The sequence below is a fragment of the Nocardia transvalensis NBRC 15921 genome (genome assembly GCF_000308875.1).
Classification (GTDB): Bacteria; Actinomycetota; Actinomycetes; order Mycobacteriales; family Mycobacteriaceae; genus Nocardia; species Nocardia transvalensis.
On the sequence record NZ_BAGL01000081.1, the window covers coordinates 65,819 to 92,554 of the forward strand.

Annotated in this window: 27 protein-coding genes and 4 tRNA genes; 16 read left to right on the forward strand and 15 right to left on the reverse strand. The window is 68.8% G+C overall.

The window, feature by feature from the left end; genetic code table 11:
• Window positions 1-76: 76 nt before the first annotated feature.
• From secE to ON41_RS28325, 7 genes are all read right to left on the reverse strand, one after another.
• Window positions 77-475: a preprotein translocase subunit SecE gene (gene secE / locus ON41_RS28295; RefSeq protein WP_040751000.1), complete on the reverse strand. Its 399-nt coding sequence runs from the start codon at window positions 473-475 to the stop codon at window positions 77-79.
• Window positions 476-506: 31 nt separating this feature from the next.
• A tRNA-Trp gene (locus tag ON41_RS28300) sits at window positions 507-579 on the reverse strand.
• A 281-nt stretch (window positions 580-860) separates the two neighbouring features.
• Complete coding sequence (locus ON41_RS28305; protein WP_085995840.1) at window positions 861-1,856, reverse strand: fused (3R)-hydroxyacyl-ACP dehydratase subunits HadA/HadB; 996 nt, start codon at window positions 1,854-1,856, stop codon at window positions 861-863.
• A gap of 235 nt (window positions 1,857-2,091) precedes the next feature.
• Window positions 2,092-2,262 carry a 50S ribosomal protein L33 gene (gene rpmG, locus ON41_RS28310; protein ID WP_019049401.1) on the reverse strand — a complete coding sequence of 57 codons (171 nt, stop codon included), beginning with the start codon at window positions 2,260-2,262 and terminating at the stop codon, window positions 2,092-2,094.
• Between the two features lie 46 nt (window positions 2,263-2,308).
• Window positions 2,309-2,381, reverse strand: a tRNA-Met gene (locus tag ON41_RS28315).
• 66 nt (window positions 2,382-2,447) lie between these two features.
• A tRNA-Thr gene (locus tag ON41_RS28320) sits at window positions 2,448-2,520 on the reverse strand.
• A gap of 175 nt (window positions 2,521-2,695) precedes the next feature.
• Window positions 2,696-2,776, reverse strand: a tRNA-Tyr gene (locus tag ON41_RS28325).
• 222 nt (window positions 2,777-2,998) lie between these two features.
• On the opposite strand from ON41_RS28325, the gene ON41_RS28330 reads away from it, so the two are divergent.
• Window positions 2,999-3,490 (forward strand): YajQ family cyclic di-GMP-binding protein, encoded by a 492-nt coding sequence (locus tag ON41_RS28330; protein WP_040751003.1) that lies wholly within the window; start codon window positions 2,999-3,001, stop codon window positions 3,488-3,490.
• Window positions 3,491-3,566: 76 nt separating this feature from the next.
• On the opposite strand, the gene htpX is transcribed toward ON41_RS28330, so the two are convergent.
• Both htpX and ON41_RS28340 read right to left on the reverse strand, forming a co-directional pair.
• On the reverse strand, window positions 3,567-4,454 hold the full coding sequence (gene htpX, locus ON41_RS28335; protein ID WP_040751005.1) for a zinc metalloprotease HtpX: 888 nt from the start codon (window positions 4,452-4,454) through the stop codon (window positions 3,567-3,569).
• Between the two features lie 81 nt (window positions 4,455-4,535).
• Complete coding sequence (locus tag ON41_RS28340; protein WP_040751006.1) at window positions 4,536-5,573, reverse strand: polyprenyl synthetase family protein; 1,038 nt, start codon at window positions 5,571-5,573, stop codon at window positions 4,536-4,538.
• Window positions 5,574-5,727: 154 nt separating this feature from the next.
• Between ON41_RS28340 and ON41_RS28345 the strand changes: the two genes are divergently transcribed.
• The 3 genes from ON41_RS28345 (at window position 5,728) to ON41_RS28355 (ending at window position 8,029) form a co-directional block, all read left to right on the forward strand.
• Window positions 5,728-6,993: a geranylgeranyl reductase family protein gene (locus ON41_RS28345; RefSeq protein ID WP_040751008.1), complete on the forward strand. Its 1,266-nt coding sequence runs from the start codon at window positions 5,728-5,730 to the stop codon at window positions 6,991-6,993.
• Window positions 6,990-7,406, forward strand: a complete 417-nt coding sequence (locus ON41_RS28350) for a helix-turn-helix transcriptional regulator (RefSeq protein WP_040751010.1) — start codon at window positions 6,990-6,992, stop codon at window positions 7,404-7,406. Before ON41_RS28345 ends, ON41_RS28350 begins: the two co-directional genes overlap by 4 nt.
• Window positions 7,407-7,558: 152 nt before the next feature.
• A complete protein-coding gene (locus ON41_RS28355; protein ID WP_051162672.1) occupies window positions 7,559-8,029 on the forward strand; it encodes a VOC family protein in 471 nt (156 codons plus the stop codon).
• A 106-nt stretch (window positions 8,030-8,135) separates the two neighbouring features.
• Here the strand turns inward: ON41_RS28355 and ON41_RS28360 are convergent, their stop codons facing one another.
• Window positions 8,136-8,642: a DUF2505 domain-containing protein gene (locus ON41_RS28360; RefSeq protein ID WP_040751012.1), complete on the reverse strand. Its 507-nt coding sequence runs from the start codon at window positions 8,640-8,642 to the stop codon at window positions 8,136-8,138.
• An 82-nt stretch (window positions 8,643-8,724) separates the two neighbouring features.
• Between ON41_RS28360 and ON41_RS28365 the strand changes: the two genes are divergently transcribed.
• The 5 genes from ON41_RS28365 (at window position 8,725) to ON41_RS28385 (ending at window position 16,933) form a co-directional block, all read left to right on the forward strand.
• Window positions 8,725-9,153: a DUF3592 domain-containing protein gene (locus ON41_RS28365; RefSeq protein ID WP_040751014.1), complete on the forward strand. Its 429-nt coding sequence runs from the start codon at window positions 8,725-8,727 to the stop codon at window positions 9,151-9,153.
• Window positions 9,154-9,245: 92 nt separating this feature from the next.
• Window positions 9,246-10,388, forward strand: a complete 1,143-nt coding sequence (locus tag ON41_RS28370) for a glycosyltransferase family 4 protein (RefSeq protein ID WP_083905699.1) — start codon at window positions 9,246-9,248, stop codon at window positions 10,386-10,388.
• A gap of 521 nt (window positions 10,389-10,909) precedes the next feature.
• Window positions 10,910-11,695: a 23S ribosomal RNA methyltransferase Erm gene (gene erm / locus ON41_RS28375; RefSeq protein WP_040751017.1), complete on the forward strand. Its 786-nt coding sequence runs from the start codon at window positions 10,910-10,912 to the stop codon at window positions 11,693-11,695.
• A 66-nt stretch (window positions 11,696-11,761) separates the two neighbouring features.
• Window positions 11,762-12,466 (forward strand): demethylmenaquinone methyltransferase, encoded by a 705-nt coding sequence (locus tag ON41_RS28380; protein ID WP_040751019.1) that lies wholly within the window; start codon window positions 11,762-11,764, stop codon window positions 12,464-12,466.
• Window positions 12,467-12,667: 201 nt separating this feature from the next.
• Window positions 12,668-16,933 carry a bifunctional nitrate reductase/sulfite reductase flavoprotein subunit alpha gene (locus ON41_RS28385; RefSeq protein WP_040751022.1) on the forward strand — a complete coding sequence of 1,422 codons (4,266 nt, stop codon included), beginning with the start codon at window positions 12,668-12,670 and terminating at the stop codon, window positions 16,931-16,933.
• A gap of 3 nt (window positions 16,934-16,936) precedes the next feature.
• Here ON41_RS28385 and ON41_RS28390 read toward each other — a convergent pair whose 3' ends face one another.
• Window positions 16,937-17,356, reverse strand: coding sequence for a MarR family winged helix-turn-helix transcriptional regulator (locus tag ON41_RS28390; protein WP_040751024.1), 420 nt, complete (start codon window positions 17,354-17,356; stop codon window positions 16,937-16,939).
• A gap of 41 nt (window positions 17,357-17,397) precedes the next feature.
• A complete protein-coding gene (locus ON41_RS28395; protein ID WP_040751114.1) occupies window positions 17,398-18,432 on the reverse strand; it encodes an aldo/keto reductase in 1,035 nt (344 codons plus the stop codon).
• An 82-nt stretch (window positions 18,433-18,514) separates the two neighbouring features.
• Between ON41_RS28395 and ON41_RS28400 the strand changes: the two genes are divergently transcribed.
• A complete protein-coding gene (locus ON41_RS28400) occupies window positions 18,515-19,132 on the forward strand; it encodes a TetR/AcrR family transcriptional regulator (RefSeq protein ID WP_040751026.1) in 618 nt (205 codons plus the stop codon).
• A gap of 193 nt (window positions 19,133-19,325) precedes the next feature.
• On the opposite strand, the gene ON41_RS28405 is transcribed toward ON41_RS28400, so the two are convergent.
• Window positions 19,326-19,907, reverse strand: a complete 582-nt coding sequence (locus tag ON41_RS28405) for a TIGR03086 family metal-binding protein (protein WP_373281364.1) — start codon at window positions 19,905-19,907, stop codon at window positions 19,326-19,328.
• Between the two features lie 158 nt (window positions 19,908-20,065).
• Here ON41_RS28405 and ON41_RS28410 point away from each other — a divergent pair, with 158 nt between their 5' ends.
• Entirely contained in the window at window positions 20,066-21,307 is a 1,242-nt protein-coding gene (locus ON41_RS28410; RefSeq protein ID WP_040751115.1) for a helix-turn-helix transcriptional regulator, read from the forward strand.
• Between the two features lie 136 nt (window positions 21,308-21,443).
• Complete coding sequence (locus ON41_RS40665) at window positions 21,444-21,755, forward strand: hypothetical protein (protein ID WP_083905701.1); 312 nt, start codon at window positions 21,444-21,446, stop codon at window positions 21,753-21,755.
• A gap of 307 nt (window positions 21,756-22,062) precedes the next feature.
• Here the strand turns inward: ON41_RS40665 and ON41_RS28415 are convergent, their stop codons facing one another.
• Window positions 22,063-22,947 carry an MBL fold metallo-hydrolase gene (locus tag ON41_RS28415; RefSeq protein WP_083905702.1) on the reverse strand — a complete coding sequence of 295 codons (885 nt, stop codon included), beginning with the start codon at window positions 22,945-22,947 and terminating at the stop codon, window positions 22,063-22,065.
• 121 nt (window positions 22,948-23,068) lie between these two features.
• Here ON41_RS28415 and ON41_RS28420 point away from each other — a divergent pair, with 121 nt between their 5' ends.
• From ON41_RS28420 to ON41_RS28430, 3 genes are all read left to right on the forward strand, one after another.
• Window positions 23,069-23,500, forward strand: a complete 432-nt coding sequence (locus tag ON41_RS28420; protein ID WP_040751029.1) for a MarR family winged helix-turn-helix transcriptional regulator — start codon at window positions 23,069-23,071, stop codon at window positions 23,498-23,500.
• 81 nt (window positions 23,501-23,581) lie between these two features.
• Window positions 23,582-23,812 (forward strand): DUF8836 family protein, encoded by a 231-nt coding sequence (locus tag ON41_RS28425; RefSeq protein WP_040751031.1) that lies wholly within the window; start codon window positions 23,582-23,584, stop codon window positions 23,810-23,812.
• A gap of 98 nt (window positions 23,813-23,910) precedes the next feature.
• Complete coding sequence (locus tag ON41_RS28430) at window positions 23,911-24,117, forward strand: Rv3202a family protein (RefSeq protein ID WP_040751033.1); 207 nt, start codon at window positions 23,911-23,913, stop codon at window positions 24,115-24,117.
• Here the strand turns inward: ON41_RS28430 and menD are convergent.
• On the reverse strand, window positions 24,114-25,739 hold the full coding sequence (gene menD, locus ON41_RS28435) for a 2-succinyl-5-enolpyruvyl-6-hydroxy-3-cyclohexene-1-carboxylic-acid synthase (RefSeq protein ID WP_040751035.1): 1,626 nt from the start codon (window positions 25,737-25,739) through the stop codon (window positions 24,114-24,116). The two genes, ON41_RS28430 and menD, sit on opposite strands and share 4 nt — an antisense overlap.
• A 90-nt stretch (window positions 25,740-25,829) precedes the next feature.
• On the opposite strand from menD, the gene ON41_RS28440 reads away from it, so the two are divergent.
• Window positions 25,830-26,657 (forward strand): siderophore-interacting protein, encoded by an 828-nt coding sequence (locus tag ON41_RS28440; RefSeq protein WP_040751036.1) that lies wholly within the window; start codon window positions 25,830-25,832, stop codon window positions 26,655-26,657.
• Window positions 26,658-26,736: the final 79 nt, after the last annotated feature.

Here is a 26,736-nt window from a genome sequence, read left to right on the forward strand (position 1 = left end):
GAATCCGGCGGATGGTGCCGCCCCGGCCCGAGCGAATCGGGCACTACCGGGAACGGGTACCGGCGCCGCGGGTCAGCTAGCCGAACAGCCAGTTGACACCCTTGATGAACGCCACATCCAACCCGGCGATGTACGCGACCATGAAGACCACGAACACCAAGACCACGCTCGTATAGGTGACCATCTGCTTGCGGTTGGGCCAGATCACCTTGCGGAGTTCCGAGACCACCTCGCGCAGGAACTTCACCAGGCGCTTGAACGGATTCGCCGAACCCCGCGCCTTCTTGTCCGTTTTGGACGCCTTGCGCGACTCGGAGTCGGACCGCTCGATGGTCGCTACCGCGCCCGTATCGCTCTGTCCGGACGACGTGCTGCGAGCCCGGCGAGTCGACCGCTTGCCGCTCGGGCGACTCACCGCGGCGGTGTCATCGTCATCGGACGCGTGCGCGCCGTGGCGACTGTCCCGCTCGTCCACGTCGATCCTCTCTCGTCGCTGGCATCCGGTGCAGGGGCGACAGGACTTGAACCTGCAACCTGCGGTTTTGGAGACCGCTGCTCTGCCAATTGAGCTACGCCCCTTCGGCTGGACTTCTAGCTTATCCAGCACGATTCTCTTCAGTTGTGCAGGGGTATCACACAGCACGCGCGCCGCTCCAGCGACGGCAGGCCCCGACGGTTACCCGTCCGGAACCAGCCCTCAGAGCAGCGCGCAGCGGCTGGTGACCCCAGAAACCCGAGTGTACGTTACCGATCCTCGGGATAGCCAATCGGGTCCGGACGCCTCCCCTACGCAGTATTCCCTCTGGCGTGAGCGGGGCCCTCCGTGGTTACGCTCCGCTGCCGCCTCCGGGCCTGACCGCTCACGCCAGTTGCACGGTGGCCGTGGCCCGTCCGAAGATCCGGCGGCCCTCGGACTTGGCGGTGATCGCGACGACCGCGGTGCGCGTCTCCGGGTCCTTCGACTTGACCTTGCCCGTGAACTCGATCTCGGCCGGTGCGTCCGCCGGCACGTAGACCATGCTGGTGAATCGGACGTTGTATTCCTTCACCGCGCCCGGGTCACCCAGCCAGGAGGTGACGAAGCCGCCGCCCAGACCCATGGTGAGCATGCCGTGCGCGACGACGTTGTCCAGGCCGACCCGCTTCACCATCTCGTCGCTCCAGTGGATCGGGTTCGGATCCCCGGAGACGCCGGCGTAGTTGACCAGATCGCCGCGGGTGAGCTTGACCGTGCGCGACGGCAGCTCGTCGCCCTCGGCGACGTCGTCGAAGCGGAGCGCGAACTTGCTCGGCTCGGCGGCGGGGGCCGCGGCCTCATCGGCGGCCTCGATGACGACGGGCGTGCTCGACAGCGGGCGGTGGTCGGGCGACGCGGTGCCGCCCTGCATCAGGACGTTGCGGGCGACCTCGCGGATGTTCGGGTCGATGTCGACGCCGCTGCGCCCGGCGAGGGTCGTATACGTGGTGAGAACCAGCTCACCCCGCGAGGTGACGATGTTCTTGGTGACGATCATGTCGGCGCCGCCCGGCGCCTGCCGGAACGAGTGCAGGTAGACGTCGCAGACCAGCTGGTCGCCGACCTCGATCGGGCGGTGGAACTCCAGGGTCTGGTCGGCCTGCATGATCTGGCTCAGGTCGTAGCCGGTGACGACCTTCTCGAACAGCTTGCTCTGCGCCAGGATGCCGACCAGGGAGATGAAGGTCAGCGGCGCCAGGAGACCGTCGTAGCCGTACTCCCGAGCGACGTTCTCGTCCCAGTGCACGGGGTGGTAGTCCTGCACGGCGCGCGCGTATTCACGCACCTTCTCGCGGCCGACCTCGTAGTAGTCGTCGACCCGGTAGTGATGGCCGACCATCGACGCCGCGTGCGCGGCGGGATCGAGCGGCGCACCGTCCACCTCGGCGGCGAGTCCGTTCGTGTCGACTTCGGTACCGGTGTTGATTGTCACGGAAGGCTGTCCCTATCTGACCCCACTACCGGGAGTCGGCGGAGCGCTCACTACCGCACTTACACCAAGTGCCGGAGCGGCTAGACCTGCTCCGGCACTGTAGAAACGGCTTCTGATGGCGCGGCAGCTCGCACGCGGAGAGTTAGCGAGACTCGCGGTGCGCCCGGTGGGTGCCGCAGTTCGGGCAGAACTTCTTCAGCTCGAGGCGGTCCGGGTCGTTGCGCCGGTTCTTCTTGGTGATGTAGTTGCGGTGCTTGCACTCTTCGCAGGCCAAGGTGATCTTTGGCCGGACATCGGTGGACTTCGCGGCCACGATATGCCTTCTTTCGGGTCAACCTGACGGGAGGTATCAGTTTTTGTAGCGATGGCCGGACTTGAACCGGCGACACAACGATTATGAGTCGTTTGCTCTACCGACTGAGCTACACCGCCATGGGCTCGGCTTGCGATGGCGCCTGGGCCATGGAGATGCCGTCGGCCACCACCGGCAATCCGGCGAGCCCCCTAACGGAATCGAACCGTTGACCTTTTCCTTACCATGGAAACGCTCTGCCGACTGAGCTAAGGGGGCACGGCTACTCGCGCTCCGAGTGTCGATCGCTCGCACCCGGGGCGCCGAAGCCTTGAACGAGGTTACACACCTGAGCGCACGGTTACCAAACCGGCAGGTAGAAGGCACTTTCCGGCACGCCCGCGCGGCGGTTGAACGAAAAACCCCCGCAGGCTCTGCCTACGGGGGTCTTACGTGGCGGATGAAGGATTCGAACCTCCGAAGCTTTCGCGGCTGATTTACAGTCAGCTCCCTTTGGCCACTCGGGCAATCCGCCGTGCCGCGCGTTGTCTCAGCGCGCACAGCAGAATACAACGACCACGGCCCCCGGACGCAAACCAGCAGGCCACCGATGGTTGCGCCGGGGCGCGAACGGCTCGTGCGCGGCGGCGTGCGGCCGCACCACCGCGTTGAACACGTGCCACCCGCCGGACTAGCGTCGACGGTTCGGGGTAGAAATTCAGCGGACCGAAATCACAATCTCAGACAGGAGCGCACGGTGGCCGATTCGTCATTCGATGTCGTGAGCAAGGTCGATCGCCAGGAGGTCGACAACGCGCTGAATCAGGCGGCGAAGGAGCTCACCACCCGCTACGACTTCCGCGGCACCGGTGCGAGCGTCGAGTGGTCCGGCGAGGAGAAGATCGTGCTGTCGGCCGAATCGGAGGACCGGGTCAAGGCCGCGCTGGAGGTGTTCAAGGAGAAGCTGATTCGCCGCGATATCTCCCTGAAGGCCTTCGAGACCGGCGACCCGCAGTCCTCCGGCAAGGTGTACAAAATCACAGGCACCCTCGTCCAGGGCATCTCCCAGGAGAATGCGAAGAAGATCTCCAAACTGATCCGCGACGAGGGCCCCAAGGGCGTCAAGGCCCAGATCCAGGGCGACGAACTGCGAGTGAGCAGTAAGAAGCGCGACGACCTACAGGCCGTCATCTCGCTGCTCAAGAATGCCGATCTGGATGTCGCCTTGCAGTTCGTGAACTACCGGTAGTTCCCGGCCAAAAGCACGCCGGGAAAGGGGGCGCGAGCACACCGGGAACGAGGGGGCGCGCCAGGCCGCGGGAGGGCTAGTAGTTCCTTGGCCCGCCTGCCATCTGCTCCAGGCGGGAGATGCGCTCGTCCATGGGCGGGTGGGTGGAGAACCAGCGGGCCATGCGGTCGCCGGCGCGGAACGGGTTGGCGATCATCAGGTGCGACTGGGAGGTGAGCTGCGGCTCCGGCGGCAGCGGGGCGGCCTGGGTGCCGCGTTCCAGTTTGCGCAGGGCCGAGGCCAGGGCCAGCGGGTCGCCGGTCAGGGCGGCGCCGTCCTGGTCGGCCTGGTACTCGCGGGAGCGGGAGACGGCCAGCTTGACGAGTGTGGCGGCGATCGGCCCGAGCAGCGAGACCAGGATGACGCCCAGGATGTTGGGTCCCTCGCCGTCGCGGCTGCCGCCGCCGAACATGCTGGCGAAGAAGGCCAGGTTGGCCAGGCCGGAGATGACCGCGGCCATCGCCCCCGCGACCGACGAGATCAGGATGTCGCGGTTGTAGACGTGCGACAGCTCGTGCCCCAGCACCGCGCGCAACTCCCGCTCGTTGAGAATCTGCAGGATGCCGCTGGTACAGCAGACCGCCGCGTGCCGCGGATTGCGGCCGGTCGCGAAGGCATTGGGGGCGTTGGTCGGGCTGATGTACAGCCGCGGCATCGGCTGGCGCGCGGCGGTGGCCAGCTCGCGCACGATCTTGTAGATGACCGGCGCCTCCAGCTCGGACACCGGCTGGGCGTGCATGGCCTTGAGCGCCAGCTTGTCGCTGTTGAAATAGGCGTACGCGTTCATGCCGACCGCGATCAGGATCGCGACGACCAGGATGGTCGGGTTGCGGAACATCGCCCCGGCGAACACGATCAGCGCCGAGAGCCCGACCATCAAGCCGAACGTCTTCAGACCGTTTCCGAATCCACCGTGCCCGTGCATCGCTCTCCTTCACGCCCCCATTCATCGAATGCGTTACACCAGGTCAACGATAGAAGGCCGGGCGAAGGTTCCCGCCGGGACTCAGCCCACGCGTTCGATGGTGTAGCGGACCAGCCGTTCGAGCGCGTCGTTGGCGGGTCCGGAGGGCAGGGCGGACAGCTCCGCGTGGGCGATGTCGGCGTAGCCCTGCAACTTCTCCTTGGCCAGCACCATGCCGCGCGAGCGGGACAGCAGGTCGAGGGCCTCGGTGACCTCGGCGTCGGTCTCCAGCGGGCGGGCCAGCAGCGTGCGCAGCCGGTCCCCCTCGGCGCCCTCGTCACGCAGCGCGTACAGCACCGGCAGCGTGTGCACGCCCTCGCGCAGGTCGGTGCCCGGCGTCTTGCCGGACTGCTCGGAGACCGAGGAGATGTCGATGATGTCGTCGGAGATCTGGAACGCCGTGCCGACCGCGTCGCCCAGCCGCGCGAGGCGCTCGACGTGTTCGAGACCGGCCCCGGAGAAGGTGCCGCCGAACCGGCCGGCGGCGGCGATCAGCGAGCCGGTCTTCTCCCACACCACCCGCAGATAGTGTTCGACCGGATCCTGGGATTGCTTGGCGCCCAGGGTTTCCCGCATCTGACCGGTGACCAGTTCGGCGAACGTCTCCGCGATGATGCGCACGGCGTCGGGACCCAGCGTGGACACCAGCCGCGAGGCGTGCGCGAACAGGTAGTCGCCGGCCAGGATCGCGACGCTGTTGCCCCAGCGGGAGTTGACGCTGGGCGCGCCGCGGCGCATGGAGGCCTCGTCCATCACGTCGTCGTGGTACAGCGTGGCGAGGTGGACGAGTTCGACGACGGTGCCGGCGGTGATCAGGTCGGGATCGCCCGGGCGGGGACCCAGCTGTCCGGTGAGGATGGTGAACAGGGGGCGGAAGCGTTTACCGCCGGCCTTGGCCAGATGCAGCGCCGCTTCCTGGAGGAATTCCTCGCCGTCGGACAGCTCGCTGATGAGTAGCTTCTCCACCGCCTCCAGACCGTTGCTCACGGTCGAGGCGAGTTCGACATCGCCGAGGTCGACGCCGGCGACCACGGTGGTGGTCTCATCGCTCGCAAGCTCGCTCACAGACGAGGCACTCATGCCATCTCCCACTGCCGGTTCCATCCCCACACCCAAGAACCTAGCGTGTCGGGGGTGACCCGCCCATGAACGGAGTCACTCTGGGACGAATCAGACAGTGCTCTCGGCACGGTGCCGTCGACACCCTTCGACCGGTACTGCCAGTATTGGGGCCATGGGTGCAGCGGATGCCAAGACCCCGAACGGTGATTCGACGCCCGCGCGGGCCGACGTCCTGGTGGTGGGCGCGGGTCCGGCGGGGTCGGCGGCGGCCGCGTGGGCCGCGCGCGCCGGACGCGAGGTCCTGCTGCTGGACGCCGCGGTATTCCCGCGCGACAAGACCTGCGGCGACGGGTTGACGCCGCGCGCGACCGCGGAGCTGGAACACCTCGGGCTCGGCGAGTGGGTGCGCGCGCACACCGTCAATCGCGGCCTGCGCATGACCGGGTTCGGCCGGGAGGCGTTGCTCACCTGGCCGGACGGCTCGTTTCCGGCCTACGGCAGCGCGGTCGCCCGCACCGAACTCGACGACAAGCTGCGCGAGACGGCGGTCAAGTGGGGCGCCCGGATGATCGACGGGGCCCGGGTGGTCGAGGTGGCCCGGGACGGCGACCGGGTCACGGGCGTCACCGTGCGCACCGACGACGGCGTGCGCGAGATCGGGTGCCGCACCTTGATCGTGGCCGACGGGGTGCGCTCGCCGGTCGGGAAGCTGCTGGGCCGGACCTGGCACCGCAGGTTCGCCTACGGCGTCGCGGCCCGGGCGTACATCAAGTCCGCGCGCAGCGACGACGAGTGGATCACCTCGCATCTGGAGCTGCGCGACGCCGACGGCACCCTGGTTCCCGGGTACGGCTGGGTGTTCCCGCTGGGCAACGGCGAGATCAATATCGGGGTGGGCTCGCTGGCCACCGAGCGCCGGCCCTCGCACATCGCGCTGAAACCGCTACTGCAGCACTATGTCTCGCAGCGGCGCGGGGAATGGGAGCTGGAGGGCGAGACGCGGGCGGTGGCCTCGGCGCTGCTGCCCATGGGCGGGGCCGTCTCGACGGTGGCCGGGCGCAACTGGGCGCTGGTCGGCGATGCCGCGGGCTGCGTCAATCCGCTCAACGGCGAAGGCATCGACTATGGCCTCGAGGGCGGGCATCTGCTGGCCGGGCTGCTCGACGAGCCGGATCTGACCACGCTGTGGCCGGATCTGCTGCGCGCCCGCTACGGCCGTACGTTCTCGGTGGCCCGCCGCATCGCCGGGCTGGCCACCCATCCGCGCATGGTGCCGACGGGCGGGCCGCCGGTGATGCGCTCGAAGTATCTGCAGCGCACCGCGGTCCGGGTGATGGGCAATCTGGTGACCGAGGAGGACGCCGACCTGACCGCCCGCGCGTGGCGGGCCGCGGGACGCGCGTCCATGCGATTCGACGACCTCCAGCCGTTCACGTGACCGACCGCCCGCCGCTGGATCTACTGCCGCATCTGCGGCGGGCGCGCGACCTCGCCGACCGGCACTACGCCGAACCGCTGGATCTCGAGGGATTGGCCGCGGCGGCGGGGGTGTCCAAGTACTACTTCCTGCGCTCGTTCGCCGCCACCTACGGCAAGACCCCCGCGGTGTATCTGGCCGAGCGCCGCATCGAGCGCGCCCAGGACCTGCTGCGTGCCACCAATGTGACCGTCACCGAGGCGTGCATGCTGGTCGGCTACACCAGCCTGGGCTCCTTCAGCCGCAAGTTCACCGAGCTGGTCGGCATGTCCCCCTCCGCCTACCAGGCGAAATTCGCCGCCGAGGGGGTTCCGCGGATTCCCGGCTGCTACGTCTTCATGCACGGCCTGTCGGACCGCAAGCCATCCGAATAGCCTCGCCCGCCCTTTTCATAGCCCTCGGCCCCCTTTTCATAGCCCTCCCCCTCTTTTCATAGCCCTCCCCCCTTTTTTCCGGCACGCTCTTGGCCGGAAACAGAGCAATTTCGGAGAAGCCCGGAGCGCGTGCCCGCCCATAGCCTTGTCGCATGGCAACCATCAAGAACGTTTCGCTGGTCACGGTGTACGTCACCGATCAGACCGCGGCCAAGCAGTGGTACATCGAGAAGCTGGGCTTCATCGAGATGACCGATGTGACCATGGGCGACAGCGGGTTTCGCTGGGTGACCGTGGCGCAGCCGGATCATCCGGAGCTGGAGGTGACGCTCATGGTTCCCGGGCCGCCGCTGGACGAGGGCATGGCCGAGGCCGTCCGGCGCTCACTCGGCAACGGCACCATGGGCGCGCTGGGCCTCAACACCGACGACTGCCAGAAGGCGTACGAGGAGTTCACCGCCAAGGGCGTGGAATTCGTGCAGCCGCCGTCGGAACGGCCCTACGGCGTGGAGGCGGTCATGCGGGACAACTCGGGGAATTGGCTTGTCCTGGTGGAGAAGCGAGCGTTCGACCCCGCTGTGTTCGACGGCGACGCCTCCGGCGCCGCGTCGCGGCCCTCGTAACCTCGGCCTTCCCTCCTCCGCTCCGGCCGCAAGCGGCCTCCACTCCGTCAGTCCAGGCCGAGGCGGGCCGCGAATCGCATGGGATCGCGGCCCTCGCGGACAGTCGTTATGCGTCGGTCGTTGCGGCCAGCCAGTTCTGGATGAACTTGCGCTCGCTGGACACCACTCGCTGCTGGAGTTGCTCGGCCAGGGGCTCGATGGCGCCGCCGACCAGCGGCACCTTGACCGCGACGGTGCCGGCGACCTCGATCTCGGAGCCCTCGGCGGTGGGCCGCATGACGTAGGTGCCCTCCATCTCGGTGGTGATGCCCGTCGAGGCGCCGGCGAAGGCGCCCTTCGCGGTGTCGCCGTCGAGCGGGCCCCAATGGTCGGTGCGCTCGAGGACGAGATCGTTCTTGAGGACCTTGCGCACGATGGCCGGGATCTTGTCCTGGCGCGCGCGTTCGGTCATGTGGACGCGGATGGTGCCCGGCCCCTCGGGGTGGGACAGGTCGAGGGTGGCCGTCTCGGCGCCGTCGAACCGGGACTGCCACATGTCGTCGCTGGTGATCGCCCGGTGAAGCTCTTCTACCGGGACGGTGTATGACACGGTGAAGCTGAATTTTCGGGACATGGGCGCACACGCTATCCGAGCGATGCAATAGCCTTGTGCAGTGTCGGAAACCACCCAGTCTGATCAGCTGCGAGGCCGTCGGATGCAGCGTCGGGCCGGGCGCTGGCGGCGGACCCGGATCGGTGTCGTGGTGGCCGCGACGGCGGTGAGCGTGCTGGCGGTGCTGCTGGTGCTGGCGGCCTGGCGCGACGACATGCTGATCAGCGCGAACAAGGGCGTGACCAGCGCGGAAGTGTTGTCGGCCGGCCGGCTGCGATCGGCGGTCACCTACGTCACGCCCGACGGCGTGACGCGCAATCCGAAGGTCGGCGTGCTCTACCCGACGAAACTGACTGCGGGCGAACGCATCAACGTCGAATACAGCAAGAAGGATCCGGAACTGGTCCGCGTGGCCGGGCGCGACGCCCGGGTCGCGATCATCCCCGCGCTGTCGGTGATCGTGGTGGCGTGGGCGCTGGCACTACCCGTCCTGTGGCTGCTTCGCAGGTCGGAGCGCCGCAACCCGTCCTGACACGGCGGAAGTCGTGCAGTGTTCGCCCGAACTTCGTATGTGCGTCACGTCGGCGTGGCGGCTTTGCGTCGTGCGGTGATCACACTCGAGGTGTGCATGTAGCGATTGTCGCGGAGTCGTTTCTGCCGAATATGAACGGTGTGGTCAACTCCGTGCTCCAGGTGCTCGATCACCTCGAGCGCCACGGCCACCAGGCCCTGGTGATCGCGCCCGATACGCCTCGCGGGCAGCCGCCCGCCCCGCGCTCGCACGGCCGGTTCCCGGTGCTGCGGGTGCCGGCGGTAATGGTGCCGAAGATCAGCTCGCTGCCGGTCGGGTTGCCGCAGCCCGTGATCACCGCGGCCATCGACGCATTCGACGCGGACGTCGTGCATCTGGCGTCGCCGTTCCTGCTGGGCGCCGGCGGCGCGGCGGCCGCGGTGCGGCTGGATCTGCCGGCGGTGGCGGTGTATCAGACCGATGTCGCGGGATTCGCCTCCAGCTACGGGCTGGGTCCCGCGCGCCGGGCCGCCTGGGCGTGGACGCGGCGCATTCACATGCGCTCCGCGCGCACCCTGGCGCCGTCCTCGGCGGCGGCCGAAGACCTTGCGCGGCACGGGATTCCGCGGGTGCACCGGTGGGCGCGAGGCGTCGACATCGCGCGGTTCACGCCGTCCGCGCGCTCGGGCGAGTTGCGGCAGAAATGGTCGCCGGACGGCAAGCTGATCGTCGGCTTCGTCGGCCGTCTGGCGCCGGAGAAGCACGTGGACCGGCTCGCCTCGCTGGACGGTGACCCCGACGTTCAGCTGGTGATCGTCGGCGACGGCCCGGAGCGGGCGCGGCTGGCGCGGCTCATGCCGACGGCCGTGTTCACCGGGGAACTCGGCGGCGCGGAACTGGCCGAGGCGTACGCCAGCCTCGACGTGATGGTGCACGCCGGCGAGCACGAGACGTTCTGCCAGGGCGTCCAGGAGGCACTGGCCGCCGGACTGCCGGTCGTCGGCCCGGACGCCGGCGGCCCGCGCGACCTGATCTCCCACTGCCGCAACGGCTACCTCCTCCCGGTGGACCGCTTCAGCGAACTGCTACCCAGCGCCGTCTCCGCCCTGCAAGACCCCCAGCTACGCGCCCGTTTCTCCGGCGCCGCCCGCAAGTCGGTCCTCCACCGCACCTGGCCCGCCATCTGCACCGAACTGATGGGCCACTACGCCGAGGTCCTCGGCACCGACCGCGACACCGTCTCCCGCAGCGCCTGACATCCCGGCGGCGACAAACGAACGAGCTGTCCCCGGGCAGGGCATGTCCACGCCGTCCGTGCACCAACACGGCTGGGCACACGGAGGGTGCATGCGGACGACAAACAGCAGGCACACGCAACTGCGGGTACGCCGACAGCGGTCACACGCAATCAGAGGCACACCCGACAGCAGGCACACGCAACCGGGGACACACCCGACAGCAGGCACACGCAACCGGGGGTGCGCCGATGGCAGGCGTACAGCGGGCGCACGGAAAATCGGTGGCATTCGGATGTGGGCGGGGCCTAGGGTGGGGCGCATGGGAGGTCCAGGCATGAACGGGGCGTGCGCGTGCTTCATGCGGCTGCGCACGGTGGCCCGGACCATGCCCGCGCATCGCATCGTTCTCCGTATTCGCTGATCCGGAGTTCTGTCTGACGAGCTGACGGCGGCTGCCGCCGTGTGGCTTTCGCGCGCCCCGGCGTGGGTCCGGGCGAATCGACTCTTTCCGATTCGACCGCTCCGTTCGGAGGACACCCATGTCCCGCTCACTGTCGCGCGCGCCCGGTCCGCGCAAGACGCTGTCACAGAATTTCCTGATCGACGCCCGCGCCGCAGCGACGATCGTGCGCACCTCCGGTATCGCGCCGGACGATCTGGTCCTCGAGGTCGGGCCCGGCGACGGCATGCTGACCAGGCACATTCTCGCGGCCGGCGGCCGGGTGCTGGCGTACGAGAAGGATCCCCGCTACGCCGGTCTGCTGCGCCGCCGCTACGCCTCGAACGATCGGATCCGCCTGTACCACCGGGATTTCCGGACCGTCCGGCCGCCGCGCGAACCCTTCGCGGTGGTCGCCAACATCCCGTTCGGCATCACCACCGATATCGTCCGATGGTGTCTGGCGGCCCGCCACCTGAGCGCCGCGACCCTGGTGACCCAGCGCGAATTCGCGCGCAAGCACTCCGGTGGGTACGGCCGCTGGTCCAAGCTGACGGTCGACCACTGGCCGTGGGTGTCGATGACGCTGGGCGCGACGATCACCCGCACCAGTTTCCATCCGATACCGCAGGTCGACGCCGCCGTCCTGCACCTGCGCCGCCGAGCGGCCCCGCTGCTCCCCCGCACCGCGGCCGACGGATACCGCCACCTGGTCGCACTCGGCTTCTCCGGTGTGGGCGGATCGGTCGCCGCCTCGCTACGCCGCGAATATCCGGCTCGTGCCGTGCGAAAGGCTTGCGCCGCAGCGGGAGTGGCGGCCGACGAACCGGTGGGTTTCGTACCACCGGAGGCGTGGATCGTTCTCTACCGCGTGCTTGCCGGGTAGGCGCACGGCACCCAGGGCGGCTACGCGGATCGCGCCGTGTCGGCGGTTCAGGTTACTGTCGGGATCGTGGCGAAGACAGAGTCGTTCCGGGCCTCCCTGGACAAGCAGCCGGACGAGGTCGCGTCCATGTTCGACGGCGTGGCCAAGCGCTACGACCTCACCAATACGGTGCTCACCGGCGGGCTGGACCGGTATTGGCGGTGGGCCACGCGCCAGGCGCTGGCCCTGCGTCCCGGCGAGCGGGTGCTGGATCTGGCGGCCGGAACGGGCGTGTCCACCGCGGAATTCGCCAAATCCGGCGCCTGGTGCGTCGCCACGGACTTCTCCCAGGGGATGCTGGCGGCGGGCCGGTTCCGCAAGCTGCCGATGGTGGCCGGCGACGCCACCGCGCTGCCGTTCGCCGACGGCGTCTTCGATGCCGTCGCCATCTCCTACGGGCTGCGCAACGTCTCCGATCCGGACGCCGCGATGCGGGAGCTGCTCCGCGTCACCAAGCCCGGCGGGCGGCTGGTGATCGCGGAGTTCTCCACACCGGTGTTCGGCCCGTTCCGCACGATCTACATGGAGTACCTGATGCGAGCGCTGCCGCGGGTGGCGCGGGCGGTCAGCAGCAATCCGGACGCCTACGTCTACCTCGCCGAATCGATTCGGGCGTGGCCGAATCAGCCGCAGCTGGCGATGCGCATCGCCGACGCGGGCTGGTCGGAGGTGAAGTGGCGCAATCTCACCGGCGGGATCGTGGCGCTGCACCGGGGTTACAAACTGGGCTAGGTCCGCGGATCACCGCCGCATCTCCGCTCACGTGATACTGCTCACGTGTTCCCGTCGCGGGTGTGATCGGGGCCGGAAACGCCCCTTCACCAGGTTCTTCCAGTGTTCTCACAGCCCCGGTCACGAGGAGTGAGCACGTTCGTCACCTGGCGATAACGTTCGGTAAATTCGACGCAATCCCCGCTGGACATCATCGGGTTCATGTCGGACGCAGCCGCGAGCAGCCCGGGCACCACCAGAACGGCGTGCTCGTACTGCGGGGTGGGCTGCGGCATCGTGGTGGAGACCGCCGCCGACGACCGGGGCACACCGGTGATCGCGAAGGTGCGGGGCGACAAACTGCATCCGGCCAACGCGGGACGGCTGTGCACGAAGGGCGCCACCCACGCCGACCTCATGCGGGCCCCGGGCCGGATGACGACCGCCTTCCACCGCGCCGATCGCAGCGGCTCCCCGGCCCCGATCCCGGTGGACGACGCCGTCCGCGAGGCCGCCGACCGCCTGCGCGGCATCCTCGACGAGCACGGCCCCGACGCGATCGCCCTGTACGTCTCCGGCCAGATGTCGATGGAGGCGCAGTACCTCGCCAACAAGCTCGCGAAGGGCTATCTGCGCACGGTGCACATCGAGGCCAATTCGCGGCTGTGCATGGCGAGCGCGGGCACCGGCTACAAGCAGTCGCTCGGCGCGGACGGCCCGCCGGGGTCCTACGACGATCTCGACCACGCCGACCTGTTCTTCGTGATCGGCGCGAATATGGCCGACTGTCATCCGATCCTGTATCTGCGGATGGCCGATCGCCGCAAGGCGGGCGCGAAACTGATCGTTGTCGATCCGCGGCGCACCGAGACCGCCAAGGACGCCGACCTCTTCTTACAGATCGCCCCCGGCACCGATCTCGCACTGCTGAACGGGCTGCTGCACCTGCTGATCGAGAACGGCGATATCGACGCCGACTTCATCGCCGAGCACACCGAGGGCTGGGAGTCGATGCCGGAGTTCCTGGCGGACTATCCCCCGGCCCGGGTCGCCGAGATCACCGGCCTGGCCGAGGACGACATCCGCACGGCCGCACGGTGGATCGGCGCGGCGGACGAGTGGATGTCGCTGTGGACGATGGGGCTCAACCAGTCCACGCACGGCACCTGGAATACCAACGCCCTGTGCAACCTGCACCTCGCGACCGGCGCCATCTGCCGCCGGGGCAGCGGGCCGTTCTCGCTGACCGGACAGCCGAATGCCATGGGCGGCAGGGAGATGGGCTACATGGGCCCCGGCCTGCCTGGACAGCGCAGCCTGCTGTCGGCGGCCGACCGGACGTTCGTCGAGACCGCCTGGGGGCTCGCGCCCGGCACGCTGCGCGAGGAATCCGGTCCGGGCACGGTCGAGATGTTCCGCGGGATGGCCGAGGGCCGGATCAAGGCGTGCTGGATCGTGTGCAGCAATCCGGTCGCGACGGTGGCGAATCGCAAGACCGTGATCGCCGGGCTGGAGGCCGCGGACCTGGTGATCGCGCAGGACGTGTACACCGAGACGGCCACCAACGCCTACGCCGACCTGCTGCTGCCCGCCACGCTGTGGGCGGAATCCGATGCGACGATGGTGAGTTCGGAGCGGACGGTCACGCTGCTGCGCCGGTCCGTCGATCCGCCCGGTGACGCGCGTCCGGACTGGCTGCTGATCGCGCAGGTGGCCACGGCGATGGGGTTCCCGGGTTTCGAGTTCGGCTCGAGCGCCGAAGTGTTCGAGGAGATTCGCCGGTTCGCCAATCCCGCAACGGGTTACGACCTGTCGGGGATCGATTACGACATGTTGCGCGAGGGGCCCGCGCAGTGGCCGTGCCGCACGCCCGACCAGCGGCGCAATCCGATTCGCTATCTGAACGACGGTGCCGAGCCGTTCACCGACGGTTCGGGGCATCGGCCGCGTCTGGCCTTCGCCACCGCCAGCCGCCGCGCGGTGTTCTGGCCGCGCCCGCACATGGCGCCGGACGAGATGCCCGACGACGACTATCCGTTCGTCCTCAACACCGGACGCCTGCCCCACCAGTGGCACACCATGACCAAGACCGGACGGGTCGCGAAGCTGAACCGGCTCAACGGGAAACCGTTCGTCGAGGTACATCCCGCCGACGCCGCGCGGCTCGGCCTTGCGGAGGGCGATCAGGTCGAACTGGCCTCGCGCCGCGGGCGTGCCGTACTCCCGGCGCGGATCAGCGATCGGGTGCGGCCGGGCGACTGCTTCGCGCCCTTCCACTGGAACGACGAACACGGCGAATACCTGACCGTCAACGCCGTCACCAACGACGCCGTCGACGCCGATTCGCTCCAGCCCGAATTCAAGGCCTGCGCCGTCGCCCTACGCAAGGTGGCGTCGGTGCCGAAACCCGCGCCCACAACGCAGGCCGGACAACCCGCGCTCGCCGCCCACCTCGCGCCCGGCAGCAACTCGACACCCGCACTCGGCCGCAACCAGGCACCCACGCCCGGCAGCAACCCGACACCCGCACTCGGCGGCAACCAGGCACCCACGCCCGGCAGCAACCCGACACCTGCGTTCTCGTTGGCGAGTGGGGGCGGGCATCCGCTGGCCGCCATCCTCGGGCTGGATACGGGGACGCCCCCGACGCTCAGCGAGACCGAGCGGATCTACCTCGGTGGCTATCTGGCCGCGCTGCACTCGCTTCCGGTGCAGGGGCAGCCGGTGCTGCCGGAGAGTGCGCCGCTGTCCGCGCACAGCCGGATGTGGGTCGACGGGCTGCTCGCCGGAATGTACTCGCGGGCCGAGCAATCCGGGGGCGCGCCGGACCGACCGAGCGCGGAGGACGGGCCGGGGCGGCCGGTCACCGTGCTGTGGGCATCGCAGACCGGGACCGCCGAGGACCTCGCCGCGGCCGCCGCCGCCCGGCTGGCCGACTCCGGATACGCGCCGCGGCTGGTCGATATGGACTCCTGCGAGCTGACCGATCTCACCGGCGACGCGCTGGTGATCACCAGCACCTTCGGCGACGGCGGCCCACCGGACAACGGCGCGGACTTCTGGGAGCGCCTGCACGACAGCGCGACTCGGTTCACGACGCTGCGCTTCGCGGTCTTCGCCCTCGGCGACTCCTCCTACGACGATTTCTGCGGGCACGGACGGGCGGTGGACCGGACGCTGTCCGAGCGCGGCGCGACCCGGCTGCTCCCGCGCGTCGACAGCGAACCCGATCACGAGGAGCTGTCCGCGCGCTGGCTCGACGACGTGCTCGAGGCCCTCGGCGGGACGGAAACCGCCGCACCCGAAGGGAACTCCGGGCCCGGGCCGACCGGCTCGACCATGGTCCTCGCTCGCCCGGCGGCACCCGCCCCGGCCCGCACACAGCAGTTCACCCGCAGCACACCACTGACCGCACCGCTCGTCCGCAACACCCTGCTGTCCCGCCCCGGGGCGGGAAAGGAAGTGCGGCAGTTCGGGTTCGACCTGCGCGGGCTCGAGGCCGAGTACGAGGTCGGCGACTCGCTGGGCGTGTGGCCCGCCAACGACGACGGCTCGGTCGCCGAATGGCTGGCCGCCACCGGCCTGGACGGGGAGCGCGGCATCGAGCTGGACGGCCGGGAACTGCCACTGGCACACGCCTTGCGCACCCACTACGACATCACCAAGGTCAGCCGCGATCTGCTGACCTTCGTCGCCGAGCACAATCCGAGCCAGCGACTGGCCAAACTGCTGCGTCGCGACAACCGCAACGAGCTGGAGCGGTATCTCTGGGATCGGCAGGCGGTCGACGTGCTGCGCGACTTCCCGATCCGCGCCGACCTGGTCGAATGGCTGGGCGCGCTGAAAAAGCTGCAACCACGCCAGTATTCGATCTCCTCGAGCCCGCTGGTCGATCCGCACGAGGTGCAGCTGACGGTCGGCGTGGTGCGCTACGGCGAGCGCGGCGGCGTCTGCTCGACCTTCCTCGCCGACCGCTGCCAGGACGCCTCCGCGCCGATATTCCTCCAGCGCGCACCGCATTTCCGCCCGCCGCTGGACCCGAACGCGCCGATGATCATGGTCGGGCCGGGAACCGGGATCGCGCCGTTCCGCGGCTTCCTGCACGAGCGGCGCGCGCTCGGCAGCGGCGGGCGCAACTGGCTGTTCTTCGGCGATCAGCACGCCGCGGACAACTTCTACTACCGCGACGAACTCGAGGACATGTTCCGCACCGGCTTCCTCACCCGGCTGGACCTGGCCTTCTCGCGCGATCAGCGGGAGCGGGTCTACGTGCAGCACAGGATGATCGAGCACGGCGCGGAACTGTGGGCCTGGCTCGCCGACGGCGGCCACTTCTACGTCTGCGGCGACGCCGGGCGGATGGCCCGCGACGTCGACGACGCCCTGCTGACCATCGCGCAGGTGCACGGCAAGCTCGACGCGGACGGTGCGCTGGCCTTCAAGAAGCGACTCGTCGCCGAGAAGCGGTACCTGCGCGACGTGTACTGAGCCTCACGATCCCGGCAGCTTGGCGACGAAACGCGTGAGCAGGCTGGCGAATTCGGTGCGTTCGGTGGCGGACCAGGTCCGCATGGCCTCGGCGAACACCTCCGTGCGGCGGCGGTGCGCGGTGCGCACGACCTCCCGGCCCGTGCGGGTGAGCGCCAGTCTCGAGCGCCGCCCGTCGTGCTGATCGGCGACCCGTTCGATCAGGCCGGCGTCGACGGCCGCCGAGATCAGCCTGCTGACGCGCGGCTGGTCGAGGCCGAGCGCGGCGGCCACCGCCGAGACCGTGGCGTCGGCCATCGATTCGACGGCGTCCAGGACATCGAAGGACTGCCCGGACGGCTCGTCGGACGGCGCCAGCGTGCGCCGGTTCTGCCTGCGCCGGATCGCCACCATCGCCCGTTCGACCAGCTCCACGTCGTCCATCCGGGCATGGTAACGATCACGGCCGCGGGGGCGAGCCCGAGTCACACCGCCGGCGGGTTCAGGCGGGCGAAGTCGGGCAGGCGGTAGTACGGGTAGTAGGGATACGGCGGGGTGACGGCACTGGCCTTGTCGAGGCGGGCGATCTGGTCGCCGGTCAGCTGCCAGCCCACGGCGCCGAGGTTCTGGCGCAACTGATCCTCGTTGCGGGCGCCGACGATCACCGTGGCGACGGTCGGGCGCGACAGCAGCCAGTTCAGGGCGATCTGCGGCACCGTCCGGCCGGTCTCGGCGGCGATGTCGTCGAGGACGTCGACCACGTCGTAGAGCAGGTCATCGTCGACCGGCGGGCCGGCCTCGGCGGTCTTGTGCAACCGGCTGCCGTCCGGAAGTGGTTGTCCCCGACGGATCTTCCCGGTGAGGCGGCCCCAGCCGAGCGGGCTCCACACCACCGCGCCGACGCCCTGATCGCGACCGAGCGGCATCAGCTCCCACTCGTAGTCGCGGCCGACGAGCGAGTAGTACACCTGGTGGGCGACGTAGCGCGGCAGGCCGTGCCGTTCCGCCTCCGCCAGCGATTTCATCAGCTGCCAGCCGGCGAAATTCGAGGCGCCCACGTAGCGGATCTTGCCCGCCCGGACCAGATCGTCCAGCGCCGAGAGCACCTCCGTGACAGGAGTTCCGGCGTCGAAGGCGTGCAGCTGGAACAGGTCGATGTAGTCGGTGCCCAACCGGCGCAGCGACGCCTCGACCGCGCCGATCAGCCGCGAACGGCCCGATCCCGCGTCGTACGGGCCGGGCCCGGTGGGCAGCGAGGCCTTGGTGGACAACAGCACTCGATCGCGGCGGCCTTTGACGGCCGCGCCGAGCACCTCCTCCGACGCGCCGTCCGAGTAGACATCGGCCGTGTCGAACATGGTCACGCCCGCGTCGACGCTGATATCCACCAGCCTGCGGGCCTGTTCCACGTCGGTATTTCCCCAGGCACCGAAGAGTTCGCCGCTGCCGCCGAAGGTGCCCGCGCCGAAGCTCAGCGCCGGAACCATCAGGCCCGAATCGCCCAGTCGCCGATAGTCCATGACCACTCCTAATGGAACTGTTGTTTCATTAACAGAGCCGACGATACACTGGTCTCGGATCTAATGGAACTGGAGGCCCGTTATGACCTACGACACCACCGCGCCGGGCTCGCTGCGCCCCGGCGGCCGCACGGCCCGGGTTCGAGAGGCCGTGTTACGCGCCGCGGGGGATCTGCTGGCCGAGCGCGGCTTCGCCGGTCTGGATCCGGCGGAGGTGGCGGCGCGGGCGGAGGTCGGTAAGACGACGGTCTACCGGCGCTGGCGCACACCCGCGGGCCTGGTCACCGATCTGCTGACGGAGATGGCGGAAACCTCGCTCCCCCATGCCGATACCGGATCGCTGCGCGGCGATCTGCTCGCCAATGCCCGCCTGGTCGTGAAGACCCTCACCGACGAGCGTCAGGGCCCGCTGTTCGCATCCCTTGTCGCCGCCGCGACCTGCGATGCCGCCGCCGCGGAGGCGCTGCACCGCTTCTACGACATCCGCCTCACCGAGTGGTCACCGTGCGTCGAGGCGGCGGTGGCACGTGGCGAGATTCCGGCCGAAACCGACCCCCGCGCAGTCCTTTCCGCCGTCTCGGCCCCGCTCTACTACCGGCTCCTCACCAGCGGAGACCCCATCGACGACGCCGCCGCCGTCACCGCCGCCGACGCCGCGATCGTTGCCGCCCAGGCTGGTCTCTTCGTATCCCGCCCCTGACAGCGTCCGGCTCACCCGAATTCCAGCGCACGCCAGCCGGCACGCCCACATTCATCCCGACGCCGCTCACCCATTTTCCGGCACGCTTTTGGCCGGAATCCAACGTCCCCGCAGCATGGTTCCCGGCCAAAAACATGCCGGGAACGAACCGGAGGCGCACGATTACGCAGGCAACCAAGACCGGGCCGCACGGTTACGCAGGCAACCACGCCGGGTCGCGACCGGCGAGGCCGAGGGCGCGGTCCCACGGCGACGCCTCGGCGGGTACGTCCACGCGGGGGCCGAAGAGTCCGGGGACGCCTTCCGGTGGTGTCTCGCTCAGCATGCCCATCAGCACGGTCACATCCTTGTCGGCCGGTGCGAACGGCTGTCCGGTGGCGCGGGCCAGATCCCACCCGTGCACGACGATCTCGTCGAGGGCGACCACGGCCATCTCCACGGCCGGCATCGCAACCCCGCCCGCCTCGGTATCCCCCTCCCAGACGCCCGGCTCCCGCCACGCCTCCACCAGCGCCTTCAACTGCGCCGGAATCCGCGTACGCCAATCGTTCACCAGCACCGCGTCGGGCCCCACCTCCGGCGGCACCGACCGCCCCACAGCCTCTTTGGTAGCCGCCTGCCGAAACGCCTCGGTCAACCCCACCACATGCACCAGCAACTCCCGCACCGAAATATCCGCGGGCGTCACCAGACCGAGCTGATCGTCCCCGATCCCCGCCACCACCGCTCCCATCCCGTCAGCGGCCACTTCAAAGTCGAACATCGGTTCCGTCACGGCTCACTCCTCCTGGAGACGACACACCATCCACACATGAGACGCCCCGAACTCCCCGAACTCATCGCCCGACATCGAAAACGCACGACGAACCGTCTTTCGAACCGGATACGATGCGGGTGGATTCATCATCGGATCTCGAGGGCATCGGATGGGCAATGCTCGATGACATGGCCGGGATGCGCACCGGGGAACGCATCCAGATTCTGCGAGAACGAAAAGGTCTGAGCCGGCCGGTGCTGGCCGGGCTCGTCGGCATGTCGCCGTCCTGGCTCAAAGGGATCGAGCGAGGTACTCGATTGCCGCCGCGGCTGCCGCTGCTGGTGAAGCTGGCCGAGGCATTGAGCGTGGGCGATGTCGCGATTCTCGCTGGAACGGATCTGGACCTCGGGGGCTCGACATCACTGCCACTAGCGTCCTTCGCGCGGATCCCGCACGACGCATTACCGGCGATCCGAGAGTCGATTCGCGCCCCCCTCCTGCGGCTACCTGACGGCCATATCGATGTTGCGGCGCTTGTATCGAGGACATCGAACGCATGGCAGTTGTGGCATAAGTCCACACAACATCGCACGGACGTCGGCCGTGTGCTGCCCCGGTTGATCACAGACGCCCGCGTAGCGGCACGTCTCACCGACGGGAACGAACGGCGTCGAGCCCATGCCGTTCTGGCCGACGTCTATGCCTTGGCCCAGCACGAGGTCGTGTGGGCGAGTGAGACGGAATTGGTGTGGACGATCGCCGATCGCGCGCTGGCCGCCGCGCAGGAAGCCGATACGCCGATGGCGCTGGCGGGCGCGGCGTGGACGCTCGGAATGGTGCAGCGCACGACGGGCGACACCGAGGGTGCGCTCGGCCTCGTGAATGAGGCGGCGGACATACTCGCGCCCCGCCTGGACGACGCCGACGACGAACTACGCGCCATGTACGGAGCGCTCCAATTGCACGCCGCGACAACGGCTGCCCGCGCGGGCCGCGAAGGCGACGCATGGCGATATTGGGACACCGCCAACGGCGTCGTCGCACGCATCGCGACCGGCTACCACCACCCATGGACGATGTTCGGCCGATCGAACGTCGACCTACACGCCGTCTCGATCTCCGCCGATTTGTCGAAATCCTCCGACACCCGCACCCGTGCCGAGGATATCGAACCCGACTCCATCCCCAGCAGGGAAAGGCGTGGCCGACTCGGCGTGGAGATCGCCCGCTCCTACCACCCACACCGCGACTATCCGGCCATGCTCCATTGGCTCGAGTACGCCTACCAAACCTCCCACGACTCCGTACAGTTCTCCCCCTCGGCCAGGCAGATGACCGCCGACGCCGTACAACACGGCGGCGCACTCATCAACCACCGCACCCGCTCCCTCGCAGGCAGCATCGGCCTCCCGTACTGACCTAACCACCTGCACCCCACCCGACAGCCGCATTCCGAGGCCGTCGCCGAAGAGGCGCACTCCGCACCCCATCCCATCGCTACAGCGAGCGAAAGTCTGTGCACCCGACCACAGACCAACGCAGGGAGACACGGCTATGAGGGCACACCCCACCGCATTCGCCTGGATAGACCCGGCCATCGATCCGTGGTCCGAGCTGGAAGACACCAGAATCCGCGCTCTTGCCCGACAGCTCGGCTACCGCCTGTATCGGCCCGAACCATCAGTGCTCCCTCTAGTCGATCAGGTGCGCAGCGCCGATGTCGACGCGGTAATCACGCCGTCGCCAATCCATCTCGACATAATCCAACTCCACACTCTGATGCACATGGTGGATATCGAAACCGCCGAACCACGAATCAGCTTCGCCCGCCGCACGACCTGCCCTTGCCAGACAAGGCAAGCATGAGCACCGCAGTGCTCGTCACGATCCTCGTAAATCTTCTGCGCCGTAATCGGACTACTGGTCCGCACCGAACTGGACGACACCGATTACGACTGCGAACCACCAGACCAAATCATCGAACTCACGGTCTGGACTCATGCCGCACCGCCACGCCAACTCACCCTGCCGCAGGCACACCGCATCATGCAGCAACACCTGGCCTGCCGCCGCGAAGACTGCCCACGCAAAGCCGTGGCCTATCGGCGACTCGTGGAAGCTCGTCGTATCGCACCGGATTCGAGCAGGGCGGTAGGGACTGGGGGGTGATGGATCAGGGGTTGAGGGGGTGCCAGGTGCGACCTTCGGGTTCTTGGCGGACCTGGCCGAAGACGGCGTCGGCGAAATGGTTGCCGAAGCCGATCGTGCCCGGTTGTTCCAGTTCGGTGAGTAGGTGGCGGCGGTGTTCGGTGGCGCGGAGGGGGTTGTGGTCGTAGACGCAGGACCATTCGGGGTGGGTTATCTGGAGGGGTGAGTGGAAGGCGTCGCCGAAGGCGATCAGGCGGGTGTCGCCGTCGGTGATCACGTATCCCGCGTGGCCGCCGGTGTGGCCGTCCATCATTCGGATTTCGACGCCGGGGAAGATCTCCTGGCCTTCGGCGATCGTGCGCACTCGTGGCGCCAGCGCGGCGATGATGTCGGGCGTCGCGGTGCCCGACTCCAGCAGGTCACGCGGAGACCATTCCGGTTCTGCCACCAGGTATTCCGCGTGGGTGAAGACTGGTTGGTCATCGCCGGGCGCCGGGTGCCAGGCCCAGCCGATGTGGTCGGGGTGGAGGTGGGTGAAGGCGACGGACTCGATCTCGGCGGGCGTGCGGCCGAGTTCGGCGAGGCTGGTCACCAGGGCGCCACCGTAGATTGCGCCGTTCGGGCTGCCGGGCTCGGCGGGTGCGGACTGTGGGCCGAATCCCGCGTCGATCAGTAGCGCCCGGTCCCCGCGCTCCACGAGTAGTCCGCCGATGCCGGCCACCAGATAGCCTGCGGAATCCAGGTACTCGGGGTGGTCGGCCCACGTCTCCGGGGTGGTGGCGGGCAGCCACTCGAGGGGCCTGCCCTGCACGGCCCCGTCGGGGACGAAGGACACCTTCGTCTCGCCCAGCCGAATCGAGCGGATGCCCGGCGCGGTATTCAACCGCCCACTCAGGTCTGCCTGTGTCATGACGCGATCCCTTCTCCTGGTCGTCGCCTTCCCGACCGGCGACCAGGACGATAATAAGCATCAAGCTAGAAACATTCAAGCTTTAAATATACTGGCTTGATGGATTCGGTAGGATCGGCCCATGACGACCTCCCCGGAACCGCACGCTGTCGCCGAGCGCGAGCTGTGCGGCCTGGTCAACGGATTGGCCCAGCAGATCGCGGACCACGTCCGGGAGCGGGCGATCGCCCTGGGACTGACCGCCGCGCAGGCGACCGCGCTGCGCGAGCTGACCGGACCGATGACCATGCGCGAACTGGCCGAACGCATGAGCTGCGAACCTTCCAACGCCACCTTCATCGCCGACAACCTCGCGAAGAAAGGTCTGCTCGAACGCCGCGAGCACCCCACCGACCGCCGCGCGAAACAACTCGTCCTCACCGCGGCGGGCCACGCCCTCCGCGACCGGCTTCTCGAACTCCTCACCCAGGACTCCCCCCTCGCCGGCCTCGACGCCGGACAGCAGCGCATGCTCCAGAGCCTGCTCGAACAGGCCATCATCACGCCGCGCTGAGCGCTGCGGCTGCAAGTACACCCGCCGGCCGCAACCCACTCGTTAGCGGCGAAAAGTCCTGGTAACGGGGAGAATTGGGGGATGAAGGGCGATCGGGTGGAGATTGTGGTGGATACCGGGAACGGGTCGCGGACCTATGAGGTGGTGGCCACCAAGGCGGGGCGGCGGGTGGATATCCGGATCGCGCGCGGGGTGGTGGAGGTCAGCGAGGTCACGCGGAGCGGGAGTCCGGTGCGGACGGCGCGGTTCATGGCCGGGCGGACGCTGGCGCTGGTCGAATACCCGGCCGAGGACATTTCCGCGGTGACATGAGTCGCGGACAGGTTGCCAGGTGGGCTCCGGCGGCGCATTCTCGAAGGTGTCCCGGTCCTCGGGCCGGGTAGTCGGCCCCTAGCGGAGAGGAGCAACCGATGACCGATCGCACCATCGATACCGTGCCGGAAGCCGATTTCGCCGAGCAGACCGTACCCGCGTACCCCGACGTCGAAGACGACGACACCGAGGCCGACGTGCCGGTGGGCACCGACCGGGAGGCCACCGAGGCCGACATCATCGACCAGGCCATTCCGGTGCCGATCGACGACGACTACGAGGCCGAGAGCGAGCCGGAGTACTAGCCGTCGATGCCCGCGCGCACGGTAGCGTGCAGTTCGCGCAGGCTGGACCGCTCGGTCGCCACCTCGAGCACGCGGATACCGTGCGCGTGCCCGGTCAGCTCGACCGCGAGTTCGGCGGGATCGACCTGCCGGTGCGGAATCCGGTAGGCCGCGCACAACGCCGCCAGATCCATGCCGTGCGGCGTGCCGAACACCCGCTCGAAGACCCCGGCGTACTGCGGATCGCCCTGTTCCAGCAGTTCGAAGATGCCGCCGCCGTCGTCGTTGGCGACCACGATGGTCAGGTCGGCCGGACGCGGTTCGCCGGGGCCGAGCAGCAGGCCGGAGGCGTCGTGCAGGAAGGTGAGGTCACCGATCAGCGCGACCGTCCGGCCCGGATGGCTCAGCGCGGCGCCCACGGCCGTCGACACCGTGCCGTCGATACCGGCCACACCGCGATTGGACAGCACCTTCACGCCCGGCCGCGGATACGACACCAGCGCGGCGTCGCGGACCGGATTCGATGCGCCCAGCAGCAGCTGATCGCCGTCGTGTAGCGCGTCCATCACCACGGCCGCCACGTGCAGGCCCGTCGGCTTGGGATGCTTGGCCAGCTCGTCCCGCACCACCTGGCACGCCTTGGCGTTCATCTCGGCGCAGTGCTCGATCCACTCCGGGCGCGGCGTGCCGGTGGTGATCGCGCGGGTCCCGGTGCCGACCACATTGCCGGAGACATCGGGCCAGCGCGGGCCGGTGGTCAGCGCGTAGACGGTGACGTCCGGATCGGCCAGCACCTTCGACACCTGCCGGTGCAGGGTGGGCCGGCCGGTGATGATGGCCTGCCGCGGCCGCAGCAGCGACAGCGCCATCGGATGCAGCGCCGGGCCGTGCATGGGCGCGGTGGGCTCGGCGACCGTCGGCAGATCGGCCAGCTCCGGGCGGTGCCCCGCGCCGTGGCCGGAGATCACCACCGTGTCGGGGGTCAGGTCGACGTCGAGCGGCACGTCCAGCGTCGCGTACTGCGTTGCGGTCCAGGGCTTTCCCCCGGGACGCCCGTCGGCGGCGATCTCGCCGGGTTCCGCGTCGGGCACCAGCGGTTCCCGCAGCGGGATATCGAAATGCACCGGTCCGGCATTCCCGGAGCGGGTGCCGCGGGCGGCGGCCAGCACGCGGACCACCGCGGCGCGCCACACGCTGTTCTGCTTGCGGTAGCCCTCCTCGACCTCGGCCAGCCCGAGATTCGTGGCGAGGCGCACCTGGCTGCCGAACAGGCCGAACTGCTCGACGGTCTGATTGGCCCCGCTGCCGAGCATCTCGTAGGGCCGGTTGGCGCTCAGCACGATCAGCGGCTGCCGGGCGTAATTGGCCTCCAGCACGGCCGGTCCGAGATTGGCGACGGCCGTTCCGGACGTCATCACGACCGGCACCGGACGCCCGCTGGAGACCGCTAATCCCAGCGCCAGGAATCCCGCGGTGCGCTCGTCGATGCGCATGTGCAACCGCAGCCTGCCCGCGGCGTCGGCGGCCTGCAGCGCGAAGGCCAGCGGCGCGTTGCGCGACCCGGGGCACAGCACGACATCCTGCACACCCCCGCGCACCAGCTCGTCGACGACGACCTGGGCCTGTGCTGTCGAAGGATTCACAGGGCCCAGCCTCCCAGACAGTGCGCTGTCATGGGGAGTCGGGCCGCTCACACCTGTTCACCAAAGTTAGGTTTTGCTAACCTAACTGACATGGCCAAGCGCACCAAATACCTCAAGCCCGAGGAGCGGCAGATCCTCACCACCGAGGTTCTCGCGAGTAAGCGGGTCAGCCCCAATTTCGTCCGTGTCACCCTGGGCGGGGCCGGGCTGGGCGAATTCGTCCCGATGGGATTCGATCAGTGGTTCCGGCTGTTCCTGCCGGGCCGCAACGGCCTGCGGCTGCCCACGGCGTCCAGCAACCTCTGGTACGCGCAGTATCTGATGATGAGCAAGGACCAGCGTCCGCTCGTGCGCAACTACACCGTGCGCGAGTTCCGCCCCGCCGGCCGTGGGGATTTCGGCGATACGGCCGAACTGGATGTCGACTTCGCCATGCACGGCGACGACACGCCCGCCTGCGGCTGGGCCTCCGGCACGGCCGTCGGAAGCGAGGTCGGCCTGCTGGACGAGGGCATCATGTACCAAGCGCCGCACCATACTTCATGGTCGCTGCTGGTAGGCGACGAGAGCGCGCTCCCCGCCGTCGCGGGTGTGCTGCGATCGATGCCGAGAGATCAGCGCGGCGCGGCCTTCATCGAGATCATCCACCCCGACGACGCCCAGGACCTGGGCGAACCCGAAGGCGTACAGGTGCATTGGCTCCCCCGCACCGACCCCGTCACCGAAATCGGCGGCCCCGCACTGGAGGCCGTCCGCGCGGCGAAGATCCCCGCGGCAGGCGTCTACGCCTTCGTCGCAGGCGAACAGAAACTGGCCTCCGGCCTGCGCAGACACCTGGCCAACGACCGCGGAATCCCCAAGGCGGACATCACCTTCACCGGCTATTGGCGCATAGGAAAATCAGCGGGAGAGACGTAAAAGAAAAGGGTTGCGCGAGAAAACCCCACGCAACCCCAACGTTTGTGGCCGTCCCGGTGGTCGGCGCCCGATGCGCATG